The sequence below is a fragment of the Polyangium mundeleinium genome (assembly GCF_028369105.1).
In the GTDB taxonomy this organism is placed as follows: domain Bacteria; phylum Myxococcota_A; class Polyangia; order Polyangiales; family Polyangiaceae; genus Polyangium; species Polyangium mundeleinium.
On record NZ_JAQNDO010000001.1, the window covers coordinates 8198648 to 8218967 of the forward strand.

14 protein-coding genes are annotated in these 20320 nt (G+C 70.0%); 6 read left to right on the top strand and 8 right to left on the bottom strand.

Translation table 11 applies throughout. The features are described from left to right. The first annotated feature begins 48 nt into the window (after positions 1-48). The 4 genes from POL67_RS32625 to POL67_RS32640 are packed head-to-tail and all read left to right on the top strand — an operon-like array spanning position 49 to position 3014. Complete coding sequence (locus tag POL67_RS32625) at positions 49-870, top strand: OmpA family protein (RefSeq protein WP_271924316.1); 822 nt, start codon at positions 49-51, stop codon at positions 868-870. Beyond that, a complete protein-coding gene (locus POL67_RS32630) occupies positions 867-2120 on the top strand; it encodes a hypothetical protein (RefSeq protein ID WP_271924318.1) in 1254 nt (417 codons plus the stop codon). Before POL67_RS32625 ends, POL67_RS32630 begins: the two co-directional genes overlap by 4 nt. A 13-nt stretch (positions 2121-2133) precedes the next feature. Next, positions 2134-2523, top strand: coding sequence for a hypothetical protein (locus tag POL67_RS32635; RefSeq protein WP_271924319.1), 390 nt, complete (start codon positions 2134-2136; stop codon positions 2521-2523). Further along, entirely contained in the window at positions 2520-3014 is a 495-nt protein-coding gene (locus POL67_RS32640; RefSeq protein ID WP_271924320.1) for a hypothetical protein, read from the top strand. Before POL67_RS32635 ends, POL67_RS32640 begins: the two co-directional genes overlap by 4 nt. Before the next feature lie 9 nt (positions 3015-3023). Here the strand turns inward: POL67_RS32640 and POL67_RS32645 are convergent, their stop codons facing one another. The 7 genes from POL67_RS32645 to POL67_RS32675 all read right to left on the bottom strand — a co-directional run bounded on the left by POL67_RS32645 (position 3024) and on the right by POL67_RS32675 (position 15406). Further along, complete coding sequence (locus POL67_RS32645) at positions 3024-4568, bottom strand: hypothetical protein (protein ID WP_271924322.1); 1545 nt, start codon at positions 4566-4568, stop codon at positions 3024-3026. Positions 4569-4648: 80 nt separating this feature from the next. Next, a complete protein-coding gene (locus POL67_RS32650; RefSeq protein WP_271924324.1) occupies positions 4649-5458 on the bottom strand; it encodes a lysophospholipid acyltransferase family protein in 810 nt (269 codons plus the stop codon). 77 nt (positions 5459-5535) lie between these two features. Next, entirely contained in the window at positions 5536-6444 is a 909-nt protein-coding gene (locus POL67_RS32655) for a hypothetical protein (RefSeq protein ID WP_271924326.1), read from the bottom strand. 104 nt (positions 6445-6548) lie between these two features. Then, positions 6549-9782 (bottom strand): error-prone DNA polymerase, encoded by a 3234-nt coding sequence (locus tag POL67_RS32660; protein ID WP_271924328.1) that lies wholly within the window; start codon positions 9780-9782, stop codon positions 6549-6551. After that, positions 9779-11581 (bottom strand): DNA polymerase Y family protein, encoded by a 1803-nt coding sequence (locus POL67_RS32665; protein ID WP_271924330.1) that lies wholly within the window; start codon positions 11579-11581, stop codon positions 9779-9781. Before POL67_RS32665 ends, POL67_RS32660 begins: the two co-directional genes overlap by 4 nt. A 21-nt stretch (positions 11582-11602) precedes the next feature. Beyond that, positions 11603-12331 carry an ImuA family protein gene (locus POL67_RS32670; RefSeq protein WP_271924332.1) on the bottom strand — a complete coding sequence of 243 codons (729 nt, stop codon included), beginning with the start codon at positions 12329-12331 and terminating at the stop codon, positions 11603-11605. A gap of 246 nt (positions 12332-12577) precedes the next feature. After that, positions 12578-15406 (bottom strand): winged helix-turn-helix domain-containing protein, encoded by a 2829-nt coding sequence (locus POL67_RS32675; protein WP_271924334.1) that lies wholly within the window; start codon positions 15404-15406, stop codon positions 12578-12580. Between the two features lie 117 nt (positions 15407-15523). Between POL67_RS32675 and POL67_RS32680 the strand changes: the two genes are divergently transcribed. Together POL67_RS32680 and POL67_RS32685 are read left to right on the top strand one after the other, a co-directional pair. Continuing rightward, complete coding sequence (locus POL67_RS32680) at positions 15524-16999, top strand: VCBS repeat-containing protein (RefSeq protein WP_271924336.1); 1476 nt, start codon at positions 15524-15526, stop codon at positions 16997-16999. 999 nt (positions 17000-17998) lie between these two features. Then, positions 17999-19198: a cytochrome P450 gene (locus POL67_RS32685; protein WP_271924338.1), complete on the top strand. Its 1200-nt coding sequence runs from the start codon at positions 17999-18001 to the stop codon at positions 19196-19198. A gap of 122 nt (positions 19199-19320) precedes the next feature. Here POL67_RS32685 and POL67_RS32690 read toward each other — a convergent pair whose 3' ends face one another. Continuing rightward, positions 19321-20307, bottom strand: coding sequence for a CgnE/CgnB domain-containing protein (locus tag POL67_RS32690; RefSeq protein WP_271924340.1), 987 nt, complete (start codon positions 20305-20307; stop codon positions 19321-19323). Between the last annotated feature and the right edge of the window lie 13 nt (positions 20308-20320).

Consider the following 20320-nt stretch of genomic DNA (forward strand, 5'->3'; position numbering starts at 1 on the left):
ACCGGGCATTACCGCATCACCGGCGGCCCCCTCGAACTTGGGCTTGCCATGGGCCCGGGCCTCGGCCGCGGCGCGGGCAGCGCCGACGTCCGGGTGCTCGCGCTCCTCGGGTATGCGCCGGAGAAGGCCAAACCTCCGCCGGATCGCGATAACGACGGCATTCCGGACAAGAGTGACGCTTGTCTCGATCTCGTCGGCGTGGAATCGGGGGATCCGCTCCTGCACGGCTGCCCCGAACCTCCGCCCGATTACGATGGGGACGCGGTTCCCGACGAGAACGATGCTTGCCCGCGCGCGGCCGGCGAGGCCACGTTCGTGCGCAAGACACACGGCTGTCCCAAGGACACGGACGAGGACGGCGTGCCCGACAAGAAAGACGCATGCCCCACGGAGCCCGGCCCGAAGCCGCCCGCGGGGAATGGGTGCCCGAAGCCGAAGGAGCCTGAGCTGCCGCCCGTCGCTTCGCTCGCCGAGCAGGAGATCGTGATCTCCCAGCAGGTGCAATTCGAGACGGGCACGGCTGTCCTCCGGCCCGAAAGCGACGGCGTGCTCGGCGAGGTCGCGCGTGTGCTCACGGATCACCCGGAGGTCACGCGCATCGAGGTGCAAGGCCACACGGACGATACCGGCACGCCCGACGTGAACCGCAAGCTCGGGCAAGACCGCGCCGAGAGCGTGGTCGCATGGCTCGTCCGGCGCGGGATCGGCCGCGGGCGGCTCGTGCCCAAGGGGTATGGGTCGGACAAGCCGATCGCGGACAACACGACCGAGGAGGGTCGCGGCAAGAACCGACGCGTCGAGTTCCGGATCCTCGAAAAGAAGCCGGCCACGAAGGACGAGGGCAACCCCGCGTCGGGAGGGGCGAAATGAGCCGCGCGCGAGGGCTCTTCGCGCTCCCCGCGCTCGCGCTCGCCGCAGCTTCGGGCGCGGGTCGGGCCGAGGAGCCGGCCGAGGATCGGGGCAAGATGGGCCCCGAGGTGCTGCACAACCCGACGCTGGAGCGGACGGCCGAGCAGGGGATCTTGCGCGCCGTTCCCATTGCGATCGAGCTCCCGATCGACATCGCGCTCCGCGCCCGCCGCGTGCTCGTGCATTATCGGCTCTGGGGGGATCCGGACTGGACCGCGCTCGAACTGCGGCGGAGCGGCGCCAAGTACGAGGGCGCGATCCCTTGCCTGGAGATCAGCACCGTCACCGGGGATCTCCGCTACTACATTCGTGTCCACGACGCCGAGGGCCGCGTGATCGCGACGGGCGCGTCCCGCGCGCGGCCCTACCTCGTGACCATCAAGCACGACACCGTGCTCGAACCCGGCGAGGGGAAGGGCGCGAAATGCCCCGATCCGGCCGATTGCCCCGCCGGCTTGCTCGGCTGCCCGAGCGAACGCGTCGTGGAGATCGCCTGCCAGTCGGACGCCGATTGCGAGGGCGGCACGACGTGTAGCTGGCGCGGGTTCTGCGAGCGAGTCGATCGCCGCAAGAACTGGTTCTCCCTCGGCGTGCAGCAAGACGTGGGCGCCTTTGCCACGGCGGGCGTGTGCAGCCTGTATTCGCAGGAAAACGAGGGGTACGCCTGTTTCCGCGCAGACGACGCGCAATACACGGGCACGCCGGTGCAGACGAACACGCCGCCCTCCGGGGGCCTCGGGCCGACGCGGGTCGTCGTCGGCTTCGAGCGGCTCATCCATTATGACACGACGCTCGGCCTGCGGCTCGGCTGGGCCTTCTTCGGCGAGGGCCCCACGCCGCGCGAGGGCACGGCGTTCGTGCCGTTCTCTCTCGCCGCCCGCGCGACCCACTGGTTTGGCGACGATCTCTTCGCCCGCTCGGGGCTCCGGCCTTATACGTTCGTCACCGGCGGCTACGCGATGGTCGACCTGAAAGGACGTACGGTCGTGCGGGAGAACCCGCTCGCCCCGCCCTACCAGGGTGGCAATGACCTGGAGCAGGAGGTCACGGTCTGGAAACGCGCGGGCGACGGCTTCGTCGGCGCCGGGACGGGCCTCGCGTTCGCGTGGGAGAGCCGCCGCGCGGCCTTCGTGGAGATCGCGGCGCATGCCGTGTTCCCGTTCGGCGCGCTCGTGCTCGCGCCGAGCGCAGGCATCACCCTCGGCTTTTGAAGGGAGGCGACCTTTGTTGCGAGCATGGCTCCAGAACCTCTGTCTCGGCTGGGCGAGCGCCGCCCTCGTGGCCGGTTGCGCGTCGGACGCATGGACCCCGCCCGAGGCTCACATCGATACGCCCGGCGCCTTCGTGGCCGTGGAGGGGTATGACGAACCGGGGGAGCTCACGCTCGTCCGGATCCTCGATCGCCTGCAATTCGAGGACGCGCGGCTCCTGTTCATGACGGTCCACGACGCCCGCCCCGAGACCTACGAGGAGGCGCGCGAGCTCGCCAAGGCCCCCGATCTCCCGATCCGCGAGCTCATCCGGATCGAGCCGGACACGGTGGTCACGATGTCGCCCCATCGTGTCGTCTGGTTCCGGACGCTCACGGAAAAAGAGCAGGAGCGCGTGCCGTGAAAGACCCCAAGCTCGTCCCCGTCGTGCTCGTCGCCGCCGCCCTCGGCGCCACGGCCGCGCCGCTCGCCTGCACGAGGCACGCGGACCTCCGCGACGAACCAGACGGCTCGATCCTCGACCGTCCCCCCGAGTTCGACGCCGGCGGCGTCCCCGAGCTCGACAGCGGCCTCGGCAGCGACGCCCACCCGCTCTGCGCCGATCGCCCCACGGGCGAATGCGTCGGCTCGAACGATTTTCCGTGCGCGTTCGAGGACTGGGTCGCCGCGACGTCGAAGGAATGCCAGGCGGCCTCGGGCTGCAAGACGAACGGCTGGCTCGAGGTGAGGATGGGCCCCGGCGGGTGCGTCGAGGTGATCGGGATGGATGAGCCCAACGACGAGGTGGTCGCCTGCCTCGTCGCGGAGATGGGCGCGGTGAAGTGCCCCTGCGGCGAGGGGATCAGCCAGTATTATTTCGGTGCGGGGAACGCGGGGCCCTGCGGCTCGAATTGAGGCGGGTCGTCACTTCATGATGTCGCCTTCGCTGGGCTCGAGGCTGTTCATGATGGCCCCGATGTCGCACGCCTGGAGGTACGTCGAGAGCACCTCCGCGCGCCGCGGCAAGAACACGTCCGTGAGCGCCTCCGAGAGCGTGCCATTCTCGTCGATGTGCACCTCGCCGAGGGTCGACGGGAACGAGAGCCCGCAGCCGAGCGACCGATCCGGGCCGAGGAAGCGCTGCGGCGCGTGGCAACCGGCGCACGTGAGCGATGTCGCGCGGTGCAGGACCGACTCGGCCGTGAGCGGATCGCCAGGGGGGCAATCCACGTTCAGGCCCAAGGCGTCGATCATGTTCTGGATCTCGGACGCGAAATCGGAGCCCGTGACGCCGATGGCGCGCGACGCATAATCGACGGAGGCGTCCCCGGAGACGACGCTCTCGCCCATGTTGAATTGCTTGCCGATCCGCATGCGGACCTTGGGGAACTCCTTCTGCCCGAGCTCCCATAGGCTCATATTGACGAACTCGCTCCGGAAGCTCACCGCCGTCTCCGTGGCGTTCGCCCCATCGAAGAGCTGCGGCAGGGGGTTGTTCTTGACCGTGACGGGCTGGAACGTGAGCGCGAGCTCCATCGACCCCGGCGGCGTCCGCTTGAGGTGATACTCGCGCATCTCCCAGGGCTCCTGCATCTGCTGGCTCACGCGCACCTGGCCGCGCGAGCCGCTGTAAGGATCGTTCTCGGAGGAGACGGCGCCGTAATGGTCGGGGTGGACGACGGGGGGCAAGCCCGACGTGCCCGTGAAGAAGAGCGCTTCGAGCTTGTCCGCGACGATCTCCACGTCCGCCTCGGCCCCGATGCTCGCCCACGCCTCGGCCACAGGGCGACAGCCAGAAAGGACGTCGCCCGACGGATTCGGCAGTGCCGCCTCGAAGATCAAGAAGACGCGGTTCGCCGGGTCCGTGCGGCCCGAGGTCTTCGCATATACGATGCGATGCTCGCCGCAGGTCGATCCGAACTGCGGGGTGAGGTCGAAGCGATTGACGATCGCCACAGGCACGAAGGAGTCGGGGTGACCCGCTTGAAAGAGGCCCGTGCTCGACGCGAGCGCCCCCTCGGCCCGCGGGCAGAAGAGCGCCGCGCCGTTCTTGAACGCAGCGTTGTCGACGTCATCACAATGCGGGTTGTCCGAGAAAACCCCCTCGGCCGCGGGGTTCTGCGCGTCGAAGAGGCGCCGCACGAGCTCCTCGGGCGTGGTGTCCTCTCCGGCGAGCGTGACGATCTGCGACAAGACCCGCTCGAGGCTGAAGCGCGCCAGCACGGCCGGATCCCGCACGATGAGCGCGCGGCTGTCCGCCGCGACGGTGATGTCCGGGTTGCACGTGAGCACGTCCGGATAGTCGAGCGGCGGATGGTCCGGCGTGTCGGGGATCGGAGGAACGTCGGGCGTCGCGCCCGTGTCGCTCGGAATGATCCCCCCTTCGGTCTGCGTCCCACACCCCACGAGGACGAGGACCGCTGCCGCTGCCAATGGCCGAAAAACGAAGCGCGAAAGGCCGTAAGCCATGAGACCCTCCAACCCTGAAAAGGAACGAGGAAGGCTCTCAGCGTATCGGGCCCCACGTCGGGGTCAAGAGCGAGCGAGCGTCAGGATTCGGCCGACGAGGCTGCGGTCGCGCTTCCGTTCTCTTTGGACGGAGCCTCGGCGACGCGACCGCCGAGCCCGAGGAGGAGCTCGGCGACGGCTGCATGCGTGCGGTCGCGCAGGTCGACGACGCGCGCCGACTCCTTGCCCGTGGTGATCGGATGAATCGGCTTGCCCACGCGCACGCGGACGAGGCGCATCGTGCTGCCGTCGCCCGAGTCGATGGCGCCCTTGTGCATGAGGTGCCCCGCGCCCTCCAGCGCGACGGGTACGACGGGGACGCCGGCGCGTACGGCCGCGTAAAAACCCCCCATCTTGAAGTCCTTGAGGACCCCGTCCTCGCTGCGCGTGCCCTCGGGGAAGATGAGCAGGGGCTTGCCGCGCTGGAGGACCTCCGTGAACCGCTTGATGACCTCGGCCGCGACCCGCGGCCCGCCGCCACGCTCGACCGGGACGTGCCCCGCGAGCTTGAGGTGCCAGCCGAGGAAAGGAATGTTCATGAGCTCGCGCTTCGCGGCCCACTTGAAATCACCCGGGAGGACCGCGCCGAGGACGAGGATGTCGAGCAAGCTCTGATGATTCGAGGCATAAACGTACGCGCCGTCGGTGGGCACGTTCTCGAGCCCCGTGGCGTCGACGTCGATGTGCAGCCCCCGCGCGCTCGACTTGCACCAGCGCTTCATTGCCCACAGGCTCGCGCGGTGATCCTGCGTGAGCGGGCCGAGCGTGAGCGAGATCGTCCCATACCCGACGGTGCGAGCGGTGAAAGGAACCCACTGACGCGCGGCGCGAATGGCTTCTCGGAGCTGCATGGATCTGGCTTCCTAACACCACGGCGGAAGCAATTCCAGACCTGCAACGTGCGCAAAATGCTTCGCGGTATGGGACCTTAGAGCGGATCCATGATCAAGCCATAACCCACGACCTCTGGCTTGCCCGCTCGCTCGAACTTCACCGTGAAGATCCCCGGCTCGGTCTCGCTCTGCATCACGGCCCGGCGCATCGTGCCCGCCCACTCGGCCCATACGACCGCGCCCGCCTTGCCTTTCCATTTGATCGGGATCGGCTGCAAATCCGCTTCGTCGGCGAGAAGCGCCGCGCCGCCGAATCCCAGGCAGAACCAGCGCTTCACCCCGCCGGCCTCGAACGGCGAGACGAGCAGCACGTGCCGGACCTCGCCCTCCTGCCGGTGCGCCGCATAGTTGCCAGGTTCGAGCCCGTTCACCTGCTTGACCCAGCGCACCCCCTTCAAGAGCCCCTCGGGCGCGCGCGCCTCCATGTCCGTGTACCGGACCGCGATCCGATCCTTCACGTAGCGCCGCACGACGGCGTGCTTCATCACGCCGTTCCACTCCGTCAGCACCACGTCGTTGAGCTTCGGCTTCACGTTGTCCGGCACCGGGATCACGTAGCCCGGGTGGACCTTGTACGAGGGGCCGCCGGATTGGCCCTCGATGACCAGGTCGTCGCCGTCGAAGCCGATCGCCGTCGCCGCGTAGAGCACGAGCGTCGAGCCGATGCGCGCGTTCGTCAGCATGGGCTCGGAGAAGGTGAAGACGCGGCGCCCAGGGTCGAGCTTGATCTTGCGCGGAGGCAGGCCGAGCGGGTTCGGCTGCGGCGACTTCGGCTGCGGGGGCTGCGTGGGGCTCGGCGCGATGAACGAGCCGAGCGGCAGAGGCCCCGGCGATCCACTCGAAGAAGGCGCCGCCTCGGTGGTCGTGGACGACCCGCTGCTGCACGCGGCGAGCAGGGCCGCGGCGAAGAAGCCGCGGACGAGGGGTCGGTACAGACCGAGCATCGGCCAGGATCTTTGCCGCGTCGCGGCCGGTCTGGCGAGCAAAAAGCGACCGGGGAGGCGCAGGATCCGGTCGATATGTGCACAAACGATCCGGGGCGCGCGCCTCAGTGAAAGTCGCGTGATCGCGTGGGAACGCCGCGTTTGCCGGGTGCGTCGAGGCGCTCGAGGGCCTCGGCGAGGACGTGGACGACTTCGTAGTTCGACGCCCCGGGCTCCGGGTCCCCTGCGGCGCCCTTCGCCCCGGCCCCCTGCCGCTCGACGCGGCCCCGCACAGCCATGATCTTCGCGTACCGCGCGGCCGCGTAGCTCGCCTCGAAGAGGTCCTTGCGCACGATGACGTTGACCACGCCGGTCTCGTCTTCGAGCGTGACGAACGTGACGCCGCTCGCCGTGGCCGGGCGCTGGCGGCCCACGACGAGGCCCGCGACGCGCACCGTTTCGCCCGCGCGCCGCTCCCGGATCGAGGCCGCCGTCACCGTGCCCTCCTGTTCGAGCCGCGCGCGCAGGTGCCGCAAGGGGTGGTCGTGAAGGGACAAACCCACCCGCCCGTAGTCGAGCACGAGCTGCTCGGCAGCGCGCATCTTCGGCAGGCCCACGTCCTTCTCTTCTTCGAGCGGGACCTTGGCGAAGAGGCCATCGGGCAGGCGCGGCGCCCGCGCCCTCCAGAGCGCCTCGCGCCGGCTCGGGACGAGCGCTTCGAGCGCGCCCGCCTCCGCGAGGGCCTCGACCTCGTTCTTCTGCAGGCCCGCGCGCCGCACGAGGTCCGCGACGCCCGTGAACGGCGCCTCCGCGCGCGCCCGGAGCACGCCCTCGGCCCCGCCGGCCCCAAACCCCTTCACGAGCCGCATCCCGAGCCGGATCACGCCGGCGTCTTCCAGGAAGTGATCCCAGCCGCTCGACACGACACAGACGGGCCGCACGATCACGCCGTGCCGCTGCGCGTCCTGGACGAGGGAGGATGGGCTGTAAAACCCCATCGGCTGGGAGTTCAGGAGCGCGCAGGTGAACGCGGCCGCGTGGTGGACCTTGAGCCACGCGGAGGCGTAAACGAGGAGGGCAAAACTCGCCGCGTGGGACTCGGGGAAGCCGTACTCGCCGAAGCCGTGGATCTGCAGGTAGAGCTGCTCGGCGAAGCGGGCCGAGATGCCCTTCTCGGAGAAGCCGCGCAGGAGCCGCTCGCGGTGCCGCGATAGCCTGCCGTGTTTTTTCCACGCGGCCATGTCGCGCCTTAGCTGATCGGCCTCGCCAGGCGTGTAGCCCGCGCCGACCATCGCGATCTGCATGACCTGCTCCTGGAAGAGCGGGACGCCGAGCGTGCGCGCGAGGATCCCGTCGAGGCAAGGGTGCGGCGAGATCGGCGCCTCCTGCCCCGTGCGGCGCCGTAGGTACGGGTGCACCATGCCGCCCTGGATCGGGCCCGGCCGCACGATCGCGACCTCGATCACGAGGTCGTAGAACGTCTTCGGCTTGAGGCGCGGCAGCATCGACATCTGCGCGCGGCTCTCGATCTGGAAGACGCCCACCGTGTCGGCGCGCTGGATCGCCTGGTAGACGGCCGGATCCTCGGCCGGGATGCGGGCGAGCGCGTCGATCGGATCGAAGGGTTCTTCCGGGCGCGTTCGCTCGTGGACCACCGCGAGCGTCTTGCGGATCGCGGTGAGCATGCCGAGGGCGAGGATGTCGACCTTGAAAAAGCCGAGCTCGTCGAGGTCGTCCTTGTCCCAGGGGATGACGGATCGGCCGGGCATGCGCGCGGGCTCGATCGGGGCGACGTGGTGCAGCGGCGCGGCCGAGAGCACGAAGCCCCCCACGTGGATCGACAGGTGCCGCGGCATGCCTTCGAGCGCGTTCGCCAGGAAAATCACCTGCCGGAGGCGCGCGTCGTTCGGATCGAAGCCGAGCTCGGCGAGCTTCTTCTCGCTCGTGTCGGCCTCGTGGTAGAGCGCGAGCCCGCTCAGCCGATCGAGCTGATCCGTGGTCAACCCGAAGACCTTGCCGACCTCGCGGAGCGAGCTCTTGCCGCGGTAGCAGATGACCTCGGAGACCATGGCGGAGCGGTCACGGCCATACATTTCGTAGATGGCCTGGATGACCTCCTCGCGGCGCTCGTGCTCGAAGTCGACGTCGATGTCCGGAGGCTCGCGTCGCTCGGGCGAGAGGAAACGCTCGAAGAGCAGGCTCGATCGCGCCGGATCGACGGCCGTGACGCCGAGGACGAAGCAGACCGCGCTGTTCGCCGCGCTGCCGCGCCCCTGGCACAAGATGCGTTTCTCCCGGGCGATCGAGACGATCTGGTGGACGCTCAGGAAGTACGCGGCGACGTCGAGCAGCTTGATGAGATCGAGCTCCTTCTCGATCTGCGCTCCGACGCGGGGCGGCGTGCCCGCGGGGTAACGGTCGCGCGCGCCCTCGTACGTGAGGCGGCGGAGCGCGTCGTCCGGGGTCTCGCCAGGCAAACAGAGGCCCTCGCTCGGGAAGTGGTAGCGGATCTCGGCGAGGGAGAAGCGGCAGGCCTCGGCGACCTCGACGGTGCGCCCGACCCAGGCGGGTTCGTCGCGGAAGAGGTTCTGCATCGAGGCGGCGCCGCGCAGGGTGGCCTCGGCGTTCGGGGCGAGGAGGGCGCCGGCCTGGTCGAGCGTGGTCTTGTGGCGGATGCAGGTGAGGACGTCGGCGAGGGGCTTGCGGCCGCCGTGGTGGAAGAGGGGGCGCGCGGTGGCGAGGACGGCGAGGCCGTAGCGGGCGGAGGCCTTCGTGGTGGCTTCCAGGCGGGCCGCGTCGCCCCGATCGAGGTGGCGCCAGGTGGCGAGGAAGGCGCGCTCGGCAAAGGTGTCGCGGAGCGGCCCGAGGAGGACGTCGGTGGCGAGCGCGGGGGTTGCGAGGGGGACGAGGGCGAAGAGGCCGCGGTGCGCCTGCGCGACGTCCTCGACCGTGATGCCCGCCGTGCCCTTCTCGTGCGTCGCGTGGGCGAGGGTGAGCAGGCGGCAGAGGTTCGAGTAGCCCTCGTGATCCTGGGCGAGGAGGACGACACTGCCGCTCCTTTCGCCGTCCCTCTCCAGCGTCAATTCTGCGCCGACGATGTACGGCTGGTCGAGCTTCTTCGCCTCGGCGTGCCCGCGCGCGGAGCCGTAGAGGCCGTCCCGATCCGCAATGGCTATCGCGGACAAACCGAGCTCGTGCGCCCGCCGCACCATCTCCTCGGGCTGCGAGGCGCCTTCGAGGAACGAGAACGCCGAGCGCGCGCAGAGCTCGGCGAACGCAGGCTTTTCCGCGGGCCCTTCGGGCGAAGGCTCGGAGGCACCACCGGAGACGACGGAGAGGGCCGGCCTTCGTCGGTTCATTCGCACCAGCCCTGGAGGTACCCTTCCCCGGTCGTCCGGTCCACGAAGACCCACGCGAGGCCTGCTGCCCGCGACGCCCCCTCGGCCTTGGATCCCGCCGGGCCCTTCGCGCTCGTGGCGCCCGGGACGAGCCAGGCCACCCCGTAATCCCGCGAGGCCGCCGAGCTCGTCCACCACTCGACCCCGTCGAGCCGCATCACGAACCGCAAGGACTCGATGGCGTAGAGCCGGTTGTCGACCGCGACGACCGCGCCCTTCGTGATGCGCCCGATCGGGACGGGCGTCGCGAAGAGCCGCGTGGGCAGGGGAACATCGCGATCCTCGGCGGCTTCGAGGTCGCCCGCCTGGGCGGGGACGCGCTTCTGGTCGAGATCCCGGACGGGGACGAGCTTCGAGCGCGCCTCGGGCTTGTGGGCGTGTGTCGCTTCGAGCAAACCCACGCGATCCTGGCCGATCTCGGCCGAGAGCTCGGCGAGGAGGGCGGGCAGCGCGTCGGGACGCACGGCCTTGTCGCGCGAGAGGTCGATCTGGACACGCCGCGCCTCGACGATCTGCGAGACCTCGAGGTGAACGCCGACGGCCGGCGCGAAGAGCTCGGCGCGCTCGAGCTTGGCCCGGAGCGCGCGGTGGAGGTCGCCCGCGTCGGAGAGCGGCGAGGGCAGGTCGATCGAGAGCGAGAGGACGGGCTCGCGGGCGGAATCCCGCAGGCTCGCGATGGAGCGGTCGAGCGGGATCGTGATGGTGAGCGAGAGGCAAGCCTCGCCGCGGGCGCCGAGGCGAGCCGCGAAGCGCGAGGTCATGCCGCGGAGGACGAAGAGGATGGGCTCGACGCTTCCGATCGGGTCGTCAAAACTCGTCTCCTCGACGATCGTGCGCGGGGGCGCGTACGGGACGAGCGGGAGCTCGTCGCGGCCGGAGGCGAGATCGAGCACCTCGGCGGCGCGCAGGCCGAGCCTCGGCGTGAGCTCGCCGCGCGGGAGTTTCGTCAGGGCCTCGACCGTGAAGATGCCGAGCCGCCCGAAAAAGGCCGCCGTGTCGGGATCGAGCGGCAGCGCCGTGAGCGGCAGCGGGCCGAGGACACGCGCGCCGGGCTTGGCGACGACCGTGGGGTGGGGAGCTTTGCGGACGAGAAGCGGGGGTTCGGGGGCGTAGCTCGGCTTGTCCGAGCGTAGCCCCTGACCGTTGACCGAACCGCTGGCGAGAACCGGGCTCGCGGCGAACCGGGCGAGGGCGCGGGCGATGCGCGGACCGTCGGCGATCGCGGCCAAGACCTTGTGGCCGAGCGCGTGGATCCGCTCGCAAAGCTCGTCGAGCAAGGCCTCCTCGCCGCCCACGAGGTGCGAGACGCCCGTGACGTCGAGGAAGACCGTGTCGAAGGGCGCGTCGCCTGCGGGGCCGCGGCGTTTGTCCTCGTCGGGATGTTCGGGGGCGAGGCGGATCGCGGCCGTCGTGCCGAGTCCGCTTCCATGCGCGGGGGTCCCGCCGAGACAAACCTCGGCCACGCGACCGAGCGCCGCGTCGACCTCCGTGAACGAGACGCTCTGGATCGTGAGTTCGGCGAGCGTGGCTTGTGCCTCGGCCACGCGCTGGCCGGGGCGGATCCCGTACCTCCACGCGACCTCGTCGACGAGGTCGAGCGTAGCCGTGGCGCGGTCCTGCGCCTCCCCTCCCCCGTCTGGTTTGCCCTTCGAGAACAACACGGCGAGCGGGCCGCCTTCGTGGTTCTCCTCGTGGGCGCGTTGCCGCACGAGCTCGCAGCCGAGCTGCGGCAAGACCACCGCCACGATTCGCCGGCCCATCACCCGAACCTCATGCGCCCATCATGCGCTCTTTCCAAGCTCGATCGACTGCGCCCCCGTCACGCGGCCGCGCCGGTCCTTGGCGACCCGCAGGCCGAGCCGATCCTCGCTGAGCCGCTCGAGCTCGATGCGCATCGCGGCCGGCAGCGGCATCGCGCGGGAGGCGGCCGCGTCCGTGAGCAAGAGGACGGTCGTGTCGCTGCCTTCGACGGCGAGGGCGAGGCGCCGCACGATCGTGACCCACCGGTCGAGCCGGGTCTCGCCGCGGCAGCCGGGCACGCCGGCCGTGTCGATCACGACCACGGAGAAGGCGTGGCAACCGGCGACACGGACGGCGACGCGGGCGAGGTCGTCGAGGTTCGGCCGGACGACGAGCAGCCGGTCGGGATCCACCCCGGCGCGGGCGAGAGCGGGCGCGAAGAGCGTTTGTGTAGGATCAAGCCAGGCGCACCACGCGCCCCGCGTATCGCTCTCGCCGCGGAGGCGGGCCTCGGCTTGCGCGGAGGCGCAGAGGGACAAGGCGAGCGTCGTCGAGCGGGCGAGGCCCTGGGGCGCCGTCAGCTCGACCACGGCGCCTCGGGGCAAGCCTCCCTCGGGCAAGGACGCGTCGACGGTGTGCAGGCCCAGGGGCAAGGCCTTGGCGCGGCCGGAGAGGCCCTCGATCGCGGGGCGGACGAGCGCGCTCTGGAAGAGCTCCTTGTGGCGAGCGTCGGCGTCCGGGACGAGGACCGTGGCAGCGGCGCGGTGCATACCTGAACACCCTACCAGGTACCTGAACGCCGGCCAAGAAAGATGACACGAACCGGGCGCCTGTGACGGACGTACTCTGTCCGATCACCGGTGAACTTGTCCGGTGAAGACCGAAACGGGCAGCCGGCACCTCGGGTTCGTGTCCTGGACGACGGATCAGCGGGGTACCACTGAACAGGTCGGACCGAGGAGGGAGCCGGCGTGCAGCGGCGCGACCTCGCCCCGCGCCCTGCGTCCGCCTCCGCCTCACGCGCGGACGTGGATCACCTGCCCCGGGTCGAGCAGGTAGCCGTCGTCGCGCGTGCGGAGCACGTCACGCAGGCCCAGCGAGCGCAGCGTGGCGATCGCCACGTACATGCGGTTCTCGGCGACCCCGCGCCGAGGCCGCTCGTCAGGCCAGGCGCTGGCGAAGAGCTCCGCGAGCGACAGGGCGGCGCCGGGGCTCCGGCGCAGGTGCTCCACGAGCCGGGCCAGGATCGCCCGAAGCACGGGCCTTCGACCGAGATCCACGGGCGTCCCCCCGCGCGGCGTGAACCACGAGCCGTCGGCCGCCACCTCCGGAGCCGAGGCAGCCCCGGCGCGCGTCGAGGGCGCCGGAAGCGGGCCTTCGAGCGCGGCGAGCTCGGCCCGCAAGAGCCGCGCGGCGAGCCGGATGTCAGCCCAGGACGCGGCGGCGGGCGACGCGGATGGGATCCGGCTCCCCTTGCGCCGCCCCTCCACGCGAGGGCGCAGCGCGCCCGCCTCGACGTCCGAAAGGCGCCGGTGCGCGCGGCGCGCGAGGCGCTTGCAGCCTTCGTCGTCCCCGCGCAGGTCCCGCGCACGCCGCGCCTCGTCGACCTCGAGCAGACCTCCGAGGACATGGAGCACCCCGGCCACCCATTTCGGCGGCTCCGCGCCGCTCACGAGCTCGCTCGCGACCTGGAAAAGCGCCCTGGCGTCGACGGCGCGGCCCTCGAGCGCCTCCGCGGCGCCGGCGAACGCCATGAAGGTCGCGCGCGCATGGCGGTTTCCCACGTCCTCCAGCAGCAAGGCCGCTTGGCGGAGGTGCGCGCGCGCCTCGCCCACGCGGCGCTGCAAGAGCTCCACCACGCCGAGGGATCCCACCACCAGGCCTTCGGCGAGCCTGTGCCCGAGCTGCCGGGCGAGCGGCATCGCTTCGAGCAGCCGCGCCTCCCCGCGATCGAAATCGCCGAGATCGCTCTCCAGCAAGCTCAGATAGACGAGCGCGCGGCACTCGACCTCGCGCGCGCCGTCCGCGCGCGAGCGGGACAGCGCCTCCTCGAGGGCCACGCGCGCTTCGGCGTGCCGCCCTTGCTCCACCGAAAGGCTCCCGACATGAACCATCGTGGAGAGCAAGAGCCGCCGGTCCCCGACCTCGCGGACCAGGTGCAAGGCTCTCTCGGCGAGCTCACGCGAGCGGGTCTGCAAGCCGTGCGTATCGAGCACGAGCAGGAGGTGCAGCGCGCGCGCTTCTCCGTACCGATCACTCCCGGCGAGGAAGCTCGCGCGCGCCCTCTCGGCGTGCTGCGCCGCGTCCGCGAACGCCGTCGCGTCAAAGCACAGGTACGCGTGCACGAGCGCGGCCTCGCCCTCGAGCGTCGGGTCCGCGAGCCCCCTCGCGAGCTCGGCCGCTTTCACCACGCGGGCGAGCGCCGCGCGGGTCTCGCCCATGTATCGCTCCTGCTCGGCGCACGCGAGCGCCGCGCGCGCCGTGAGCGCGGCGTCGCCTGCGCGTTCGGCGAGCACGGCACTCGCGCCAAACATCTCCTGCCGCGCTCGCAGCGGGGAGGACGCAATCAACACGGGGCCGAGGGCGAGCGCCGCGCGCGCCGCGAGGGAAGGCGCCCGCTCGGCGAGGCGCAGATGAATGGCGAGGAGGTTTTCGCGTTCCCGCCCGAGCTTCGCACAACACGCATCCGCGTCGGGCCCCACGGCGCCGCGCGCCCATCGCTCGGCGAGCGGGACATAAAAACATGCGTGCACGAGCTCTGCGGCGGCGCGCTCCGGGCCCTCGCCGAGGCGCGCGGCGGCATAATCGCGCACGCTCTCGCCGAGGCGGTAACGAGCCTCTCCCTCCGGCTCCACGCGCTCGCGGCTCAGGAGGGATTGCTCGCACAGGGATTCCAGAAGGTCGAGCGTGAAGGGAGCCCTTTCGGCCGCGCCCTCCGCGAGCAGCGCCTCGGCGGCATCGAGGTCGAAGCCGCCCGCGAACACGGACAAGCGCGCGAGCGCGCGTTGCTCGGGCGTGTCGAGCAGCTCCCACGACCCATCCAGGGCAGCGAGGAGCGAGCGCTCGCGGACCATCGCGGGGGTCTCCTGCAATCGCGGCGCGCGCGCGGCGCCTGCGGGAGGCTTCAAGAGCTCGAAACGGCGGGTCAACCGGGCGCGGAGCTGCGGGAGCGTCAGGATGTCGGCCCGCGCGGCGGCCAGCTCGATGGCGAGCGGGTTCCGATCGAGCCGCATGACGAGCTCCTCCACCTCGCCCCGATTGCCTTCGCCCATCACGAAGCCGGGCTGGACGGCGCGGCACCGTGCTTCGAAGAGACGCGCGGCGGCGCGGCTCGGGAGGGGATCGAGGCGAAGGCGAGCTTCCTCCGGGATGCGCAGCGGCGCGCGCGACGTCACGAGCCAGCGCACGCCTGTCGCCCCCGCCGCGAGCGTGGACAGGAGCGCGACGCCTTTGCCGTCCACCTGCTCCAGGTTGTCCAGCACGAGCAGCAGCGGCGCGCGCGCCGAGAGCTCCGCCGTCATCAGCTCGACCGAAGGGCCGCGCGGCCCGACCTGAAGGGAGAGCGCCTGCGCGAGCGCCGTGAGGAGCGCGTCGGCGCCCCGCGCACGCGACAGATCCACGCCCCCCACGGCCCTCCGCCCGCCGGCGAGGGCGCGCCTCGCATACTGGAGCGCGAGGCGCGTCTTGCCGATCCCGGCAGGCCCGAGCACCGAAACGAGCCGGGCGCCTTCGCGAAAGAGCGCGCCGATCCGGCGCAGCTCTCGCACGCGCCCCACGAAGCTCGTCGTCGGCTCGGGCAGGCGCGCGCCGAGGGGCAGCTCGCTCGGAGCGCGCGACCGGGACACCTTAAAGAACCTTAGAACGCACGCGCGCGCCCTGGTTTATGTCGTCGCTCGGTCTCCCGCTGCGCATGTTCAAGGCGAGCGGTCATGGCGGCCGCGTTCTTAAGGAGCATGGCACAGATGAGAACGAAGATGAATCTCGCGGGGCGGGGCCGCGTGGTGATGGTCGGGCTTGCGCTCGCGCTCGTCGCGGGTGGTTGCAAACATCCAGGGGAGGACCCGGGCAGCACCGGCGATTCGGGCGGTACGGGGGGCTCCGGCGGGATGGGGGGCTCCGGCGGTGCGGGGGGCGGGGAAGACAATGCTTTGCTCCTCGAGCCGCGCGCCGGTTCTTGCGAGATCCTGTGGATCGCCGGTGGGAAAACCGCGTCGGAAGGGCTCGGCAACAACGTCGTCGGCGTCGGGGATGTCAACGGCGATGGCCTTCGTGATCTCGTCGTGAGCCGCAATCAAGGCAAAGCCACGGCCCTGGTCGTCCTCTCGGGCAAGGATGGGACGCGGCTTGGCGAAACCGTCCTCGGGGGCAGTGCATACGTGCGGGCCGTGGGCGGCGATTTCGACGGCGATGGCGTCGAGGAGGTCGCCGCCCACGAGCGTGTATGCGAGGAGGACGACGGGGGTTCCTCCGGGGGTTCCTCGAGCCCCCTCGCGTGCGCCACGAATGTCCGCGTCTTCTCGCCCAAGGGGTTCGAGGAGCGGTTCACGCGCCTGGGCCAAGGAACGCCGGCCGGGGATGGCTTGGGTCATGGCATCACGCTCGCGGAGGATCGCAATGGCGACGGCAAGCCGGACTTTTTCGTGGGCAGCTCCGGGTTCAGCATGCAGCTCCCCGGCTGGGTGGAGCTCTCTTCGGGCGCGGACGCGTCGGTGTTCGCGAAGCCAGAGACGCCTGCCGAGGCGAGCCCTGTTTATGGAGCCAATCTCGCGACGGTGCCCGACGCCGACGGCGACGGCCTGCGCGAGCTTTTGGTCGGCGACGTGTACGCGGCCAACTTCAAGGGGCGCGTGCAAGCGATCGGCTCACTTGCGGGAGACCCGCTGTGGACCTACGTGGGCGAAGCGGGCAGCCAGGGGGGCACGCCGGACTTGATCGGCAATCCCCTCTCGACCCACGGCGACGTGAACGCGGATGGATATCCCGATGTGATCGTGGGCGCGCATAACCACGCCTCGCTCGTGCCGAATGGCGGGAGGGTCGTCGCGCTAGACGGGCGCACCGGCGACGCGTTGTGGACGAGCAAGGGAGATCGCGCCGATGACCATCTCGGTGTGGCCCTGGCGTCTGCGGACGACGTGAACGGCGATGGCGTGCCCGATGTCATCGCAGGTGCGAACGGCGTCAGCCTGGACATCGTGGTGCTCGGAATGACCGGGCGCGTCGCTGTGCTGAGCGGGAAGGACGGCGCCGTGCTCATCGACGTGGTCCACGTGCTCCCTCCGGACAACGTCGGCATTTATGGCTTCGGGACCGGCGTCGCGCTGCTCGGAGATCTCGACGGCGACGGCAAGGGAGAGATCGCCGTCAGCGCGCCGGGAGCGCCCTTCGACGGTCATGCGGGCGCCGGGCAGGTGATGGCCTTGCATTGCACGCCCTGACGCCCCGCTCCCGCCGCCACGCCCGCAATCCGCTTCCGCTTCGGATTCCGTCACCCCTGACCCGGCGTAACCCGCGGGATCTGCGGTGGAGCCAGCTCCTGCGACGTTGAAGACACAAGGCATTGAACAGCTATCGCTGTTCGGGCAGATGGAGGCTCCGTCGGGTTTTGACGCGGGCAAGATGCGCCGCAAGCCGTGGGCGTGGCTCTTGCGGCATGTGTTTGCGATTGACGTGACGGTGTGTCCCGAATGCTCGGGCAAAATGCGCTGGCGGGCGGTGGCGCTCACGCCCGAAGCGATTGCGGCGGGACTGGCTCGAGTCGGGCTCTCCCCACGCGGGCCGCCGAGGAGGCTAAGAGCGCCGAGGGGCCAGCTCTCGCTGCCGTTTCCGCACTGACGCCGGCCCCCTGCACGCGTCCGATGAGCATCGGTCGTGGATGCACAGGTTTGCCCGACAGCCAAGAACATTGCGCCCAATACGGAGAACGGGGACCCCCAGGGCAGGAAGCGGGTCTCCGAATTTCCTCCGCCCGCCACCCCGTCCTCGGGACCGGCGCCGCTACCAGGCGAAACCGGATTCGATTTCTGGACCCTTCCTGGCGCCTCTGCGCCCCGCGCGCGTTCTGGGAGCGGCGAGGAGCTTCCCGACCCGCGCCGTGCAAACCGTGCTCCGTGTCGTCGCAGCAGCGCTTGGCGGCGTTCGGGAGCGACCGCATGTAGTGGAGTGACGGCAAGTCGCAGTTGGGCGACGAGCACCGTCACGGGAGCGAGTATGAAATCGAGTCCTCTGACCCTCGTCGCCATCGTATCGGCTTTCCTGGCCGGCGCCCCCATGTCGCGCCCTGCCATGGCCGCCGATCTTGTCCAGCTGAAACGATACTGGAGCCCGCCGCACCTGGATAACGTTACCGTCGCGACCGCAGCCGGCGAGGCGCCCAATCGCATCAATCATTGGCCAGCCGCGCCGGGAGCCCGCGTGCGTGGTGTCAGGAGGGCTTCATGAACCCTCCTGCGCCGCTGCCTCCGGAGGTGCTCGGGTCCGCTTCCACGATTCGGAACCCATACCCGGTTTATCGCGCCCTCCAGCATGCCTCGCCTGTGTGCTACACGCGGTTGCACGTTGCATCGCGCGAAGGCCGAAGCGAGCCGCCCTATGTCTGGATGCTGCTCCGCCACAGGGAGGTGCTCGCCGCCCTCCGCGACCCTACCGCGTTCTGCGCGGCCACGCCACAGCTTCGGGAAGGCATCCCCCGGTTGATGCGTGTCCGGAGCACGCGGCCCCACCGCACGCATCTGTGGAGCCTGGTGAGCGAAGTATGCTCTCCGCAGCGGCTCAGCGCGCTCGCGGACCAGATCCAGCAGATCGCAGGCGCGCTACTGGACACGGTGGGGCGAGGACCCGTGGAGTTCATGACGGCTTATGCCGCCCCTCTGTCCACGCGCATGATGGTCGCGGCGCTCGGCTTCCCGAGCGACGATGCGCCCCTGTTCAAGCCGTGGTGCGAAGCCGGCGTCGCCTACTCCAGCATGCCGTTGAAGGAGCGGCCTCAGGCACTCCAGCAATTCACGGCTTACCTCCGGCAGGCGATCGCCGCACGCCGGGCCGAGCCGGCCGATGACCTCCTCTCCGCGATGATCGCGGCCGACATCGAGGGCGAGTCCCTCCCGGATGACGAGATCCGCGGCGCGATCGCGGGGGCGGTGATCTCCAGCAGCGAGGGTTCGGCCAACCTCCTCGGCAACATGATGGCCCTGCTCGGGGATCGCCCGGAGCTTTGGCGGCGAGCGCGCGAGGACAGGTCGCTCGTCGAGCCCATCGTCGAGGAGGCATTGCGCTACGAAAGCCCAATGCAGAGCTTCAGCCGGGTGACGACACGAGCGATCGTGGTCAGCGGCATGGAAATCCCGGAAGGTGAGCTCGTCGATCTGTGCTGCGGTGCGGCGAACCGGGACCCGGAGGTGTTCGAAGCCCCGGACGATTTCCGGCCCGAGCGCCCGACGAACCGCGAGCACCTGAGCTTCGGCCGGGGATCACGCTATTGCGCGGGCGCGCCGCTGATTCGCCTCGTGGCACGCACCACGCTCCATGCATTCCTCGATCGCTTCCCCACGCTGGGCCGGGGAGCGGCGGCGCCGGTCCGCCAGCAAGTGGCTCGGGTGGCTCTGGGCTACACATCGCTGCCGCTGGTGCTGGGCTAACGGGCAGCGTAGGCGCGCGGCAGCTTAGCAGGATCATCGCCCCCCGGCGAACGGGCGGCAGGCAAACGCGGCTGCATGCCGCACGGTCGCGACAGGCGCCGTCAAGGCCGGCGTGGGGGCGTTCAGGGGATGATTCTGGCGTCGGTCGCGATGAAGTCGATATGCGCCGCGCTGATTCCATCGCCGACGGCGACATGAACCCCCGCGCAGCCCTCGTTCATGACGGAGTTGATGCTCCAGTCGATGGTCTGGCTGGACGTGCTAGCGTTGCTGCTCATTGACAGTTCCAGGAGCACCATGTCCGTGTGCTCACCTGATAGCCGTCGCACCTCCTTGTAAATGTCCTTGCCGCCTTGCGTCCGGATCTCCTTGATGCGCGAGTCCTCCACGCTCAGCGTGAGGGGGAACTGACCATCCTCACGCAAGTCATGCGCGAGCTCGCGTGCCTCGCGGTGGAGATGGGCTCTGGCCTCCGGCATCGTCTGGTGGCGAGCGATGGACGTCCCCCGGGCAAGGAACTGCCCCTTCACGAGGTAGCCCGAGCGCTGGATGTTGCCTCCGTTCGGGATCAACCCCACCTCGAGCCACTGTCCTATAGCGCCCCATTCTCTTGGCTGGAGGAAGGGATCCTCGATGGGCTGCATCACGGTGATCTCGTCGGCCAACTGCACGAGAAGATCGCACCCATCGCCCTGGATACGAAATGAATCCTGGTGCGCTCCGATGAAATTTATCAATTGCCTGCTGTTCTCTGCCGCTCGCGCAAAGTCAGACTGGGCGATGCGCTCCAGCGCATACATGGCAGCCCGCAGGGAAGGCTCGAAAGGGCGCAGTGGGATCATCAGCACCCTGCTATTGCCGAACGCGTCGTCGTAGAAACGCGGTGGATTATCGCGTTCCGTGAACAGAAGGACGGCGTTGGCCCGGAGCTCCTCCGGCAGGCTTGCCGGATCGTCTCCAGCCGCCAGGTAATGACAGCGGCACCCCGTGGATCGCAGAAAGTCGTAGACCTCCAGCGAGTCTGCAAAGTACGTGGGGCGTACACCGAAGACCGGGTGAAGGCTGCGATCCAGCTGCTCTCCCAGCGATACATGGTCCTTGGGCTTCATGGGGGAACGAACT

Coding starts and splice junctions, on each gene's coding strand:
- POL67_RS32645 (WP_271924322.1), bottom strand. CDS start 4,568: ATGGCTTACGGCCTTTCGCGCTTCGTTTTTCGGCCATTGGCAGCGGCA.
- POL67_RS32650 (WP_271924324.1), bottom strand. CDS start 5,458: ATGCAGCTCCGAGAAGCCATTCGCGCCGCGCGTCAGTGGGTTCCTTTC.
- POL67_RS32680 (WP_271924336.1), top strand. CDS start 15,524: ATGAGAACGAAGATGAATCTCGCGGGGCGGGGCCGCGTGGTGATGGTC.
- POL67_RS32630 (WP_271924318.1), top strand. CDS start 867: ATGAGCCGCGCGCGAGGGCTCTTCGCGCTCCCCGCGCTCGCGCTCGCC.
- POL67_RS32685 (WP_271924338.1), top strand. CDS start 17,999: ATGAACCCTCCTGCGCCGCTGCCTCCGGAGGTGCTCGGGTCCGCTTCC.
- POL67_RS32625 (WP_271924316.1), top strand. CDS start 49: ATGGGCCCGGGCCTCGGCCGCGGCGCGGGCAGCGCCGACGTCCGGGTG.
- POL67_RS32665 (WP_271924330.1), bottom strand. CDS start 11,581: ATGGGCCGGCGAATCGTGGCGGTGGTCTTGCCGCAGCTCGGCTGCGAG.
- POL67_RS32670 (WP_271924332.1), bottom strand. CDS start 12,331: ATGCACCGCGCCGCTGCCACGGTCCTCGTCCCGGACGCCGACGCTCGC.
- POL67_RS32655 (WP_271924326.1), bottom strand. CDS start 6,444: ATGCTCGGTCTGTACCGACCCCTCGTCCGCGGCTTCTTCGCCGCGGCC.
- POL67_RS32660 (WP_271924328.1), bottom strand. CDS start 9,782: ATGAACCGACGAAGGCCGGCCCTCTCCGTCGTCTCCGGTGGTGCCTCC.
- POL67_RS32690 (WP_271924340.1), bottom strand. CDS start 20,307: ATGAAGCCCAAGGACCATGTATCGCTGGGAGAGCAGCTGGATCGCAGC.